This is a genomic window from Georgenia sp. Z1344 (genome assembly GCF_049856295.1).
In the GTDB taxonomy this organism is placed as follows: Bacteria; Actinomycetota; Actinomycetes; order Actinomycetales; family Actinomycetaceae; genus JB111.
On record NZ_JBNDMZ010000003.1, the window covers coordinates 223512 to 235223 of the forward strand.

The window sequence follows — 11712 nt, forward strand, 5'->3', positions numbered from 1 at the left end:
CTGGGCGTCCGGGAGCGTCCGCCCCCGCGCGAATCATGCCAAACGAGGCGTCGTCAGCAGATCCACCGACCGGCGGACGGTGGGCGCGCTCCTCCACCCCGCGGTGGACCCGTCCGGATCCGCTGCGCCGACCGGCCTCACGCCGGTTCCGGCCCCGAGGCGGCCGATCGGACCTCGGTCTCGTCCTCGGGCGGGATCGAGCACCAGTGCTCGACCACGAGCCCGACGACGACGAGCACGACGGCGGCCACCCCGTTCGCGACCGACTCGGCGAGGTGGGCGGCGGCGAACGCGGCGTGCCAGCTGCCGGCCGCGACGAGCGCCTGCGCCGCGAACCACCCGGTCACCAGCGAGCCGCCCCAGGCCGACGCCTGCGCGAGGGCCGCGACGCGCGCGGCGCCGAGCGGCGTCATGCTCGTCCGCTCCCCCTCGACGAGCCGCCTGACCGCGCGCCCGCCGAGCCACAGGCCCAGCGCGAGCCCGAGCAGGACGACCGCGGTCAGCCACGAGACCTCGACGTACACCTCGGCGATCCCGAGCAGCAACCAGGACGCCGCGCCGGCGATGATCGCGGCGCCCACGAGCCAGGCGATCGACGTGCGCCTCATCGCCAGACCTCGGTCACCGAGCGGACCCCGTCGGCGTCCGCTGCCCGCGCGGCGAGGTCGGCCACGCGCCCCGCGCCCGGGAGCTCGGCGGCCGGGTCCGCGAGCGACCACGGCAGCAGGACGAAGGCTCGCTCGGCGGCCCGCGGGTGGGGCAGCGTGAGGGCCGGGTCGTCCGAGGTGACGCCCCGGTAGGCGACGACGTCGACGTCGAGGGTGCGCGCCGCCCACCGCTCCGTCCGCACGCGGCCGGCCCGTTCCTCGCACCGCCTGGCGATCTCGAGGACGCCCGCCGGCGCGAGCGTGGTGGTCCCCACGAGGACCGCGTTGACGTAGTCGGGCTGCGGCGCCTGCCCCGGCGCGAGGGCGGCCGCGGTGGCCACGAGCGGCGAGACCGCGTCGATGTGCAGCCCGTCGGCGTGCGCGAGGGCGTCGACCGCGCGGCGCAGCTGGTCCGCGGGTGCGGCGAGGTCACCGGCCTGGTTGGAGCCGAGCGCGAGGACGACCGGCGTCGGCCCCACGGGGGCGGCGCGCAGCACGGGGTCCGCGACGTCGTCGTGCGCCGTGCGCTCCCGGCGGATCGTCAGGGTGACATCGTCGACCTCGACCCCGACCGGCGCCTCGGGCTTGTGGACGGTGACCTCGACGGCGCCGGCCCCCAGGTCGAGGACGGCGCCCGCGATCCGCTCGGCGAGGGTCTCGAGGAGGTCGACCGGCTCGCCCGCGAGGATCGCCCGGGCGGTGCGCGCGACCTCGCCGTAGGAGAGCGTGTCCGCGACGTCGTCGGTCGCCGCCGCGCGCTCCGTCGCGAGCTCGAAGACGACGTCGACGCCGAAGGGCTGGCCGTCGCGCCGCTCGTGGTCGTACACGCCGTGGTGGGCGTGGGTCCGCAGGCCCGTCACGGCGATCCGGGCGGGGCCGCTGCTCACCGCCCGTCACCGCCCGCGAACGGGGCGAGCGCGGCGGCCACGGCCACGGCGTCGGCGGATGGCCGGACGTCGTGGACCCGCACCGCCCACACGCCTCTGGCGGCGAGCAGCGCGGTCGTGGCGGCGGTGGCGGCGTCGCGGTCGACCGGGGTCCCGGTGCGGTCCGGGCCGTCCGCGACGGCGGCGGCGAGGAACCGCTTGCGGCTCGTCCCCACGAGGAGCGGGTGGCCGAGCACGGCGAGGGCCTCGAGGCGCTCGAGCACCTCCCAGGACTGGGTGCCCTCCTTGGCGAACCCGAGGCCCGGGTCGAGGACGATCCGGTCCGCCGCGATCCCGGCCGCGAGCGCCGCGTCCCGGCGCTCGGCGACCTCGGCGACGACGTCGGGAACGAGGTCGTCGTAGTCGGCGAGCGCGGTCATCGTACCCGCCTCGCCCCGGCGGTGCTGGAGGACGACGACGGCGCCGGCCCGCGCGGCCACGTGCAGGATCTCCGGGTCGTGGACACCGGCGGAGACGTCGTTGACGATGCGGGCGCCGGCCTCGAGCGCGGCGGCCGCCGTCGCCGCGTGCAGGGTGTCGATGCTGACGACCACGCCGCGTTCCGCGAGCGCGCGGACCACGGGCTCGACCCGGCGGATCTCCTCGGCGGGGTCGACGGGCGTGGCGCCGGGCCGGGTGGACTCGCCCCCGACGTCGACGAGGTCGGCGCCGCGCGCCACCATGTCGAGCCCGTGCGCCAGGGCGGCACCCTGGTCGACGTACGCGCCGCCGTCGGAGAAGGAGTCCGGGGTGACGTTGAGGACGCCCATGACCAGCGTGCGGCCGGTGGGCACGGACGCGGGCAGACCGGCGGGGGCGCCGCGGAACAGGTCGCCGGTGCGCACGGCGGCTACGAGCGCGAGCGCAGGAGGCTCATCGCCTCCGCGCGGGTGGCGGGGTTGCGCATCATGCCGCGCACGGCCGAGGTGACGGTGCGGGTACCCGTGGCCCGGGCCCCGCGCATCGACATGCACATGTGCTCGGCCTCGACCACGACCAGGGCGCCGCGGGCGCCGAGCCGGTCGACGAGCGCGTCGGCGACCTGGCTCGTGAGGTTCTCCTGGACCTGGGGGCGCCGGGCGTAGCCCTCGACCATCCGCGCCACCTTCGACAGGCCCGTGACACGGCCGTCCTCGCCCGGGATGTAGCCGACGTGCGCCTTGCCGTGGAACGGCAGCAGGTGGTGCTCGCACATCGAGTACAGCGGGATGTCGGCGACGATCACCATCTCCTGGTGGCCGAGGTCGAACACGGAGTCGAGGTGGTCGGCAGGGTCCTCCGCGAGCCCGGCGAACAGCTCGCCGAACGAGCGGGCCACGCGCTCCGGGGTCTCCCGCAGGCCCTCGCGGTCCGGGTCCTCCCCGACGGCGACGAGCAGCGCGCGCACGGCCGCGGCTGCGGCCGCGAGGTCGACCGGCTGGGCGGGCAGCGCGTCGTGCTCCGTCACGGCCGCCCCTCGGTGGCGGGACCGTCCGTGGCGCCGCCGTCGGGCGTGGCCTCCCCCGACCCGAAGTCGGGCGAGGTGGGCGGCGGCTGCGTGCCGAACATGTCGCTCGTGTCCTCCGGACGCGGGCGGAACTCGCTCGCGGGGCGCGGGTCGGCCGCACGGCGGGCCTGCTCCTCGCGGGTGAGCACGGGGCGGCGGCCGAGGTCCGGGCGGTTGTGCGAGGCGTACCAGAGCTCGCGCGGCTCGCGCTTGACCACCCGGGAGAAGATGCGGCGCAGGTCGGCCTCGTTGAGGGTCTCGCGGTCCATCAGCTCGATCACGAGCTCGTCGAGGACGTCGCGGTACTCGGTGAGGATCTCCCACGCCTCCTGGTGCGCGTCCATCATCAGCGTGCGCACCTCCTCGTCGACCACGCGCGCGACGTCGTCGGAGTAGTCCTTCGACCCGCCCATGTCGCGGCCGAGGAACGGCTCGCTGCTGCTCTCGCTCAGCTTGACCGGGCCGACGCGCGCGGACATGCCGAGCTCGGTGACCATCTGCTTGGCGGTCGTCGTCGCCTTCTCGATGTCGTTGCCGGCACCCGTGGTCGGCTCGTGGAAGACGACCTCCTCGGCCACCCGGCCACCGAGCGCGTAGACGAGCTGGTCGACCAGCTGGTTGCGCGAGCTCGAGTACCGGTCCTCGGTGGGCATGACCATCGTGTAGCCGAGGGCCTGGCCGCGCGGCAGGATCGTCACCTTCGTCACCGGGTCGGTGTATCGCAGGGCCGCGGCGGTCAGCGCGTGCCCGCCCTCGTGGTAGGCCGTGACCTTCTTGTCCTTGTCGTTCATCACGCGGGTGCGGCGCTGCGGGCCGGCGATGACGCGGTCGATCGCCTCGTCGAGCGCGCGGTTGTCGATGAGCTGCGCGCCGGAGCGGGCCGTGAGAAGCGCGGCCTCGTTGAGGACGTTGGCGAGGTCCGCGCCGGAGAAGCCGGGCGTGCGGCGGGCCACACCCTCGAGGTCGACGTCCGGGGTCATCGGCTTGCCACGCGCGTGGACGCGGAGGATCTGGTGGCGCCCCGGCAGATCGGGGGCGGTCACCGAGATCTGGCGGTCGAACCGGCCCGGGCGCAGGAGCGCGGGGTCGAGGACGTCGGGACGGTTGGTCGCGGCGATGAGGATGACGTTCGTCGTCGAGTCGAACCCGTCCATCTCGACGAGGAGCTGATTGAGCGTCTGCTCGCGCTCGTCGTGCCCGCCGCCCATGCCGGCGCCGCGCTGGCGGCCCACCGCGTCGATCTCGTCGACGAAGATGATCGCCGGGGTGTTCTGCTTGGCCTGCTCGAACAGGTTGCGCACGCGGGAGGCGCCGACGCCGACGAACATCTCGACGAACTCCGAGCCGGAGATCGAGTAGAACGAGCCGCCCGCCTCGCCCGCGACGGCGCGCGCGAGGAGCGTCTTGCCGGTGCCCGGGGGGCCGTAGAGCAGGACACCCTTGGGGATCTTCGCGCCGACGGCCTGGAACTTGCTCGGTTCCTGGAGGAACTCGCGGATCTCCTGGAGCTCCTCCACCGCCTCGTCCACGCCCGCGACGTCGGAGAACGTGACATCCGGGGTCTCCTTGCTCACCTTCTTCGCCGTGGACTTCCCGAAGCCCATGACGCCGCCGCCCTGCGAGCGGGACATCAGCCACCAGAAGAGCCCGAGGATGAGGATCATCGGGAGCATGAGGCCGAGCAGGGAGAGGAACGCGTTGCCCTGCGGGACCTCGACGTCGTAGCCCCTCACCGGGTCCGCGTCCTCAAGCAGGTCGGTGATCGCGCCGCTCTGGGCGTCCGCGTACGTGAACTCGACGCTCGTGCCGTAGTTCTCGTTGTTGTCCGAGCCCTCGTCGCCGTTCGGCGCCACGAGGTCCTCGGTGAGCGTGAGCTCGACCCGCTGGGTGGTGTCGTTGACGCGGGCCTGCTCGACCGTGTCGCCGCGCAGGACCTCCATGCCCTGCGAGGTGTCGATCGGCGAGACCCGACCGCCGCTGAAGAAGGGCACGAGGACGACGACGACCAGCAGGGCCCCGATCACCCACGGCCAGGGACTCCGCGCGATCTTCTTCCAGGTTGTCTTCATGCCAGCCTCAGCCGCTCCGTCCGGTCGGCGCCCGCCCCGGGCGACCCGACGACGATAACCGAGCGCGACACGCCGAGGGTCCGGGGGCCGGGCCCGCTCCGCGCACGGCGAACGGGGTGGCGGACGGGAGCGACCCGGCCGGCGTGGTCAGCGGGAGTAGACGTGCTCCGCGAGCCGGCCGACGAACGGGAGGTTGCGGTAGCGCTCCGCGTAGTCCAGGCCGTACCCGACGACGAACGCCGAGGGGATGTCGAACCCGACGTAGCGCACGTCGACGGCGACCTTCGCGGCGTCCGGCTTGCGCAGGAGCGTGGCGATCTCGACGGAGGCGGCGCCGCGCGAGCGCAGGTTGCCCTGCAGCCAGGACAGGGTGAGCCCGGAGTCGATGATGTCCTCGACGATGAGCACGTCCCGGCCGGTGAGGTCGGAGTCGAGGTCCTTGAGGATGCGCACGACCCCGGAGGACTTCGTGCCCGAGCCGTAGGACGACACCGCCATCCAGTCCATCTCGAGCGGCGTGTGCAGCTCGCGCGAGAGGTCGGCCATCACCATGACGGCGCCGCGCAGGACGCCGACGAGCAGCAGGTTCCGGCCGGCGTAGTCGCGGTCGATCTCGGCCGCCATCTCGGCCAGCCGCGCGTCGATCTCGTCCTTGGAGACGATGACCTCGGCCAGGTCCTCGCCCATGTCCGCTACGTCCACGTCGCTCCTTCGTCTCCTTGGTCCGTCCTCCGGGAGAGCATCAGCCTGCCACAGCAGCGGCGGGCGAGAACTCCCCCGGGCAGCGCGGCCGGTCCCTGCCCCGTATACCTCGTCACGAGGGCGTCGAGCGCCTCGAGGTGCGCGGCCTTGACGTCGCCCGGTCGCCAGCCCGCCCGCTCGCCGGCCGCGCGCAGCGCGCGGGTGCGCACGGCCGGGTGGGCGGCGGCGAGGACGGCGGTGTCGAGGGTCATCACCGGGTCCGACGACGACGCCGGTCCGTCGTCGTCGGTCGCCCTCGTCGCGGCGCGCGACCGCCGCGCGTCGTCGAGCAGGGCGTCCGCGAGCAGCGCGTCGGCCCGCTCGGTCAGCGCGTCGTCGTCGCGCCGGGCCTGGAAGGCCGTGCGGGCGAGCGCCGGGACGGGGTCGGCGCCGAGGGCGTCGGCGAGCGCCGGCAGGGCGCGGTCGCGGACGGCGGCGCGGCGCAGGGCGGTGCCGTCGGCGGCGCGCCAGGGGCCGTCGGCGGCGTTCGTCGGGTCGATGACGGGCGTGAGGCCGAGCTCGTCGCACACCGCGAGCGTCTGGGCGCGGCGGATCGTGAGGAACGGGCGGCGCACCCCAGGTTCCACCGCCCGCATCCCGGCGAGCGAGCGGGCGCCCGAGCCGCGGGCGAGGCCGAGCAGGACGGTCTCGGCCTGGTCGTCCATCGTGTGGCCGGTGAGGATGACGGCCGTGTCCTCGGGCGCAGCGGCGCCTCCGGGTGCGGCGGCCCGCGCCCGCAGCGCCGCCCAGCGCGCGTCCCGGGCGCGGGCCTCCGGCCCGCCCGTGCCCGACCCCGCGTCGACGGAGGTCGCCGACGCGGCGAGACCCACGGCGCGGAGCCGGGCGACGACGTCGGAGGCCTCGCCCGCCGACCCCGCGCGCAGGCCGTGGTCGACGACGAGCGCCTCCGCGACCCAGCCGGCCTCCGGCACGAGGTGCGCGACCGTGACCGCGAGCGCGAGCGAGTCGGGGCCGCCCGAGCACGCGACGAGCACGCGCGTCCCCGGCGGCAGGTCGGCGAGCGCGGTGCGCAGGGCCCGGCGCGCCGCGAGCGTGGCGGGGCCGGAGACCCGCGGGTGCCGGGTCATGCGTGGTGGGTCATGCGTGGACGCGGGACACCCAGGCGGCCGGCTCGAGGATCTCGGTCGGGGTCGGCAGCAGGTCCGGCGCCGCCCACACGGCGTTGAGGCCGTCGTGGCCGACCCGCTCGACGACCTGCCGGACGAACGCGGCGCCGTTGCGGTACTGGGCCGTCTTCGCGCGCATCCCGAGCAGGGTGCGCAGGAGGACGTCGAGGGGGCCCGTGCCGTCCCGGCGCTTGTCGAACTGGCGCCGGATGCGGCGCACGCTCGGCAGGACGGCCGGGCCGACGGCGTCCATCACGACGTCGGCGTGCCCCTCGAGCAGGCTCATCACCGCGACGACCCGCTGGAGCGACTCGCGCTCGGCCGGCGTGAGCAGGGCGTCGACGAGCGGGCCCGCGATCTCGAGGCCGGCCGGCGTCTGCTCGTCCCGGTCGCGCAGGGCGGCGACGACGGCGGCGAGCATGCCGCCGACGTCCCGGTCCTGGTCCTCGGTGAGCGCCGGGCCGATCGTGCCGCGGATCATCCCCGTCAGGTGCTCGGCGAGCCAGGGGGCGGCGGCGAACTGCACGGCGTGCGTCTGCTCGTGCAGCGCCACCCAGCGGCGGAAGTCGCGGGCGTCGAGGTCGAGCTCGCGCTCGAGGCGCAGCACGTTGGGCGCGACGAGCAGCAGGTGCGGGGCGCCGGGACCGAAGGGGTCGAACTGGCCGAGCACCTTGGTCGAGAGGTAGGCGAGCAGCGCGCCGGCCTCCTCGCCGGCGAGGCGCGCGCCGAGGCGTCCGGCCGGGGGCAGGAGGCCCGTCGAGACGTGCCCGAGCAGGTCGGCGTTGGCGCGCGCCCAGCCCGGCCGGTCGACCACGCTCACGCGCTGTCCGGCGACCCGGTGCGCGGCGTCGTGCAGCCCGGTGAGCCGGCCCACGTGCTGCGGCGCCGAGGCCGCGGCCTCGCGCAGGCCCGCCACCAGGGCGGTCAGCTCCTCGGGCGTGCCGCGCGGGCCCGGGGGCGCGAGGCGGGCCGCGCGCCGGGCGGCGAGCCGGAGGTCGACGGGATCGGTCACGCCTCCCACGGTAGTCGCGGGGCGGGGCCGGGGCGGTGGTCCTAGGCGCAGCCGCAGGCCGCGAGCTCGGAGACGAAGGTGTCCATCGACTCCCGCGCGGCCCACGCCCCGCCCTCGTCGAACGAGTGCATGACCACGGAGAACGTGAGGAGTCGCTCGTCGGCGGTGAGCACGGTGCCCGTGAGCGAGACCGAGCGCGCGAGCGTGCCCGTCTTGGCCTGGACGCGGCCGGCGTTCTCGCCGACGAGCCGCTCGGAGAGGGTGCCGTCGAGCCCGGAGGTCGGGAGCGCGGGGACGAGGCCGGCCAGGGTCGTGGCCGACGGGTCGAGCGCGAGGTCGACGAGCTCGGTCAGGACGGTGACGGTGGTCGAGTCGGTGATGGAGAGGCCCGCACCGTCGATCATCACGGTGCCGGCGGTGTCGATGCCGAGCGCGCCGACGGCGTCGACGACCGCGGTCCCGCCGGAGGTCGCGTCGCCTGGCAGGCCGCTCGCGAGCGCGACCATGCGGGCGAGCACGTCGGCGATCGCGTTGTCCGAGTCGACGAGCATGGTCCGCACGATCTGCTCGACGGGCGCGGACTCGGTGGTGGCGATCGCGCTCGCGCCGTCGGGGGCGGTGGCCCGTCCCTCGACCGTGGCCGTCACGCCGCGCTCCTCGAGGGCGGCGGCGAGGGCCTCCGTCGCGCCCATGGCGGGGTCCGCGGTGTAGGCGCCGTCGACCGCGCCGGTGTTCACGGCCACCGTGGTCGCGGGCATCGTGAAGCTGCGGTCCCACCCGGTGACGTCGTCGGCGTAGGGCTCGCCGGTGAACTGGGAGTCGTCGACGGCGAGGCGGACCTCCGTGGTGCCCGAGGACTCGAGCTCGGCGGCGACCTGGTCGGCGAGGTCGGCGATGCCGGCGTGGCCGCGGGTCGCGCTCGGGTCGCCCTCGCCCTCGCCGAGCAGGACGTCGCCGCCGCCGACGAGGACGAGCAGCCCGTCCCCGGCGGAGACCACCGTGGTGGGGAACCGGGTCTGCGGGCCGAGCACGCTGAGCGCCGCCGCGCCGGTGAGGATCTTCGCCGACGAGGCCGTCTGCAGGGCGCTCGTCGGGTCGCGCTCGGCGAGGACCTCGCCGGTCGCGGAGTCGACGACGCGAACGGCCACGTCGCCGGGCCGGGCCGGGTCCGCGACGAGCGACTCGACGGCGGACCCCACCGCGTCCGGGGTCGCCGCGGGCGCGGCCGGGTCGAGCAGGTCGACGGGGGCCGCGGCCGGGCGGGCACCCGGCAGGGCGACGGCGGGGTACGGCGCGGCGTCGGCGGGGGCGGGCTCGTCCGTCAGCACGCCGGGGACCGCGTCCTGCACGTCGAGGAGGACGTAGAGCGCGACGAGGACGACGGCGAGGCTGCCGGCCACCCAGGCGACGGTGCTGCGGGCCGTGGAGCCGATTCGTGCCATGCCGTCCGTCCGTCGTCGTGCCCTGGTGTTCGTGCCGTCCCGGCCCGTCGGCGCGCAGGTGGCGCCGCATACGCCACACTAGGTGCTGACCGGGTCCTCCGAGCGGGGACCAGCCGTAGATCCTCGCCGCGCGCGCGGCCCGACACCCGAGGAAGTGCTTGCTGTGGAGTTCGACGTCACCATCGAGATCCCCAAGGGGAACCGCAACAAGTACGAGGTGGACCACGAGACCGGGCGGATCCGCCTGGACCGCCTGCTCTTCACCTCGACCCGATACCCGGACGACTACGGGTTCATCGAGGGCACCCTCGGCGAGGACGGCGACCCGCTCGACGTCCTCGTCCTCCTCGAGGAGCCGACGTTCCCGGGCTGCCTCATCCGCGCCCGCGCGCTGGGCATGTTCCGCATGCGCGACGAGGCCGGCGGCGACGACAAGGTGATCGCGGTGCCCGCCGGCGACCAGCGCGCGTCCTGGCGCACGGAGATCGAGGACGTCTCGGAGTTCCACCGCCTCGAGATCCAGCACTTCTTCGAGGTCTACAAGGACCTCGAGCCCGGCAAGTCGGTCGAGGGCGCGCACTGGGTGGGCCGCGAGGAGACCGAGGAGGAGATCCGCCGGTCCTACCAGCGCGCGATCGACACCGGCTACTACGAGCACGGCGGCGGCGGCCACCAGCGCGTCGGCGGCTCCGGCAGCCAGCCGGGCCCCGACGGCGAGCCGGACCTCGACGGCGACCGCGGCCACGCGAGCCCGCTCGGCCCCGGCGACGCCCGCCGGATCCCGGTCGAGCCGCAGGCCTGAGCGCGTCCAGCACCTGAGACGACGCCGTCGCGCCCTGTCGGGTGCGACGGCGTCGTCGTAGGTTCGGGGAAGTTCACGCCCCGGCCACCGACGCGAGCAAGGACCCACATGACCGAGAACTCGACGCCCGCCCAGGGCTTCAGCACCCGCCAGATCCACGCCGGGCAGACGCCCGACCCGGCCACCGGCGCCCGCGCGCTGCCGATCTACCAGACGACCTCGTTCGTGTTCGACTCCGCCGACCACGCGGCCGCCCGCTTCGCGCTCGCCGACCCGGGCCCCATCTACACGCGCATCACCAACCCGACCCAGGAGGTCGTCGAGAACCGGATCGCCGACCTCGAGGGCGGCGTCGCCGGTCTGCTCGTCGCGTCCGGCCAGGCGGCCGAGACGCTGGCGATCCTCTCGATCGCGGAGGCCGGCGACCACCTCGTCGCCTCGCCGTCCCTGTACGGCGGCACGTACAACCTCCTGCGCCACACGCTCCCGAAGTTCGGCGTGACGACGACCTTCGTCGAGAACCCCGACGACCCGGAGTCGTGGCGCGCGGCCGCGACCGACCGGACGAAGCTGTTCTTCGGCGAGTCGATCCCCAACCCCAAGGGCGACGTCCTCGACATCGAGGCCGTCGCCGGCGTGGCGCACGAGATCGGCGTGCCGCTGATCGTCGACAACACGATCGCCACCCCCTACCTCCTGCGCCCGATCGAGCACGGCGCGGACGTGGTCATCCACTCCGCGACCAAGTACCTCGGCGGCCACGGCACCACGGTCGCCGGCGCGATCGTCGACGGCGGCACGTTCGAGTGGTCGAGGTACCCCGAGCGCTTCCCCGGCTTCAACACGCCCGACCCGTCCTACAACGGTCTCGTGTTCGCGGACCTCGGCGCGCCGGCGCTCGCCCTCAAGGCGCGCACGCAGCTCCTGCGCGACACGGGCCCCGCGATCTCGCCGTTCAACGCCTTCCTCATCGGCCAGGGCATCGAGACCCTCTCGCTGCGCGTCGACCGGCACGTGGAGAACGCCCGCGCCGTCGCCGAGTTCCTCGAGGCGCGCGACGACGTGGCCCGCGTGGCCTGGGCCGGCCTGCCCAGCTCGCCCTGGTACGAGAAGGCGCAGAAGTACACGCCCAAGGGCCCGGGCGCGGTCCTCGCGTTCGAGCTGGCGTCCGGCGGCAAGGAGGCGGGCGTGGCGTTCGTCGACGCGCTCGAGCTGCACTCGAACGTCGCCAACATCGGCGACGTCCGCTCGCTCGTCATCCACCCGGCCTCGACGACGCACTCCCAGCTGAGCGAGGAGGAGCTCGCCGCCGCGGGCGTCTCGTCGACCCTCGTCCGGCTCGCCGTGGGCCTCGAGGACCTGCCCGACATCCTCGCCGACCTCGAGCGCGGCTTCGCCGCGGCAGCGGCCCTCGGGACGGGCGCCTGACATGGCGGGCGCCGGCCGCCGACCTGCACGCA

The 11712-nt window shown here is 75.2% G+C and carries 10 protein-coding genes and 1 pseudogene; 2 read left to right on the top strand and 9 right to left on the bottom strand.

Going from position 1 to position 11712, the window contains the following annotated elements; translation table 11 throughout:
* Positions 1-137: 137 nt before the first annotated feature.
* The 9 genes from ACPYO6_RS04530 to ACPYO6_RS04570 all read right to left on the bottom strand — a co-directional run bounded on the left by ACPYO6_RS04530 (position 138) and on the right by ACPYO6_RS04570 (position 9450).
* Positions 138-608, bottom strand: a complete 471-nt coding sequence (locus ACPYO6_RS04530; protein ID WP_425713700.1) for a DUF3180 family protein — start codon at positions 606-608, stop codon at positions 138-140.
* Positions 605-1534, bottom strand: coding sequence for a dihydroneopterin aldolase (folB, locus tag ACPYO6_RS04535; protein WP_425713701.1), 930 nt, complete (start codon positions 1532-1534; stop codon positions 605-607). Before folB ends, ACPYO6_RS04530 begins: the two co-directional genes overlap by 4 nt.
* A complete protein-coding gene (gene folP, locus ACPYO6_RS04540) occupies positions 1531-2418 on the bottom strand; it encodes a dihydropteroate synthase (RefSeq protein WP_425713702.1) in 888 nt (295 codons plus the stop codon). Before folP ends, folB begins: the two co-directional genes overlap by 4 nt.
* 5 nt (positions 2419-2423) lie before the next feature.
* Positions 2424-3020, bottom strand: a complete 597-nt coding sequence (gene folE / locus ACPYO6_RS04545; protein WP_425713703.1) for a GTP cyclohydrolase I FolE — start codon at positions 3018-3020, stop codon at positions 2424-2426.
* Positions 3017-5128 carry an ATP-dependent zinc metalloprotease FtsH gene (ftsH, locus tag ACPYO6_RS04550; protein WP_425713704.1) on the bottom strand — a complete coding sequence of 704 codons (2112 nt, stop codon included), beginning with the start codon at positions 5126-5128 and terminating at the stop codon, positions 3017-3019. The genes folE and ftsH overlap by 4 nt, the downstream gene beginning before the upstream one ends.
* A gap of 147 nt (positions 5129-5275) precedes the next feature.
* Complete coding sequence (gene hpt / locus ACPYO6_RS04555; RefSeq protein ID WP_425713705.1) at positions 5276-5830, bottom strand: hypoxanthine phosphoribosyltransferase; 555 nt, start codon at positions 5828-5830, stop codon at positions 5276-5278.
* The gene (gene tilS, locus ACPYO6_RS04560; RefSeq protein ID WP_425713706.1) at positions 5821-6957 is read right to left on the bottom strand and encodes a tRNA lysidine(34) synthetase TilS; all 1137 of its coding nucleotides are present in this window, start codon (positions 6955-6957) and stop codon (positions 5821-5823) included. Before tilS ends, hpt begins: the two co-directional genes overlap by 10 nt.
* A gap of 10 nt (positions 6958-6967) precedes the next feature.
* Positions 6968-8008, bottom strand: a complete 1041-nt coding sequence (locus ACPYO6_RS04565) for a zinc-dependent metalloprotease (RefSeq protein WP_425713707.1) — start codon at positions 8006-8008, stop codon at positions 6968-6970.
* 41 nt (positions 8009-8049) lie between these two features.
* Positions 8050-9450 (bottom strand): D-alanyl-D-alanine carboxypeptidase/D-alanyl-D-alanine-endopeptidase, encoded by a 1401-nt coding sequence (locus tag ACPYO6_RS04570; RefSeq protein WP_425713708.1) that lies wholly within the window; start codon positions 9448-9450, stop codon positions 8050-8052.
* 163 nt (positions 9451-9613) lie between these two features.
* Here ACPYO6_RS04570 and ACPYO6_RS04575 point away from each other — a divergent pair.
* Together ACPYO6_RS04575 and ACPYO6_RS04580 are read left to right on the top strand one after the other, a co-directional pair.
* Positions 9614-10108 (top strand): annotated as a pseudogene (locus ACPYO6_RS04575) (inorganic diphosphatase); the annotation flags it as partial.
* 252 nt (positions 10109-10360) lie between these two features.
* Complete coding sequence (locus tag ACPYO6_RS04580) at positions 10361-11680, top strand: bifunctional o-acetylhomoserine/o-acetylserine sulfhydrylase (RefSeq protein WP_425713709.1); 1320 nt, start codon at positions 10361-10363, stop codon at positions 11678-11680.
* Positions 11681-11712 lie beyond the last annotated feature (32 nt).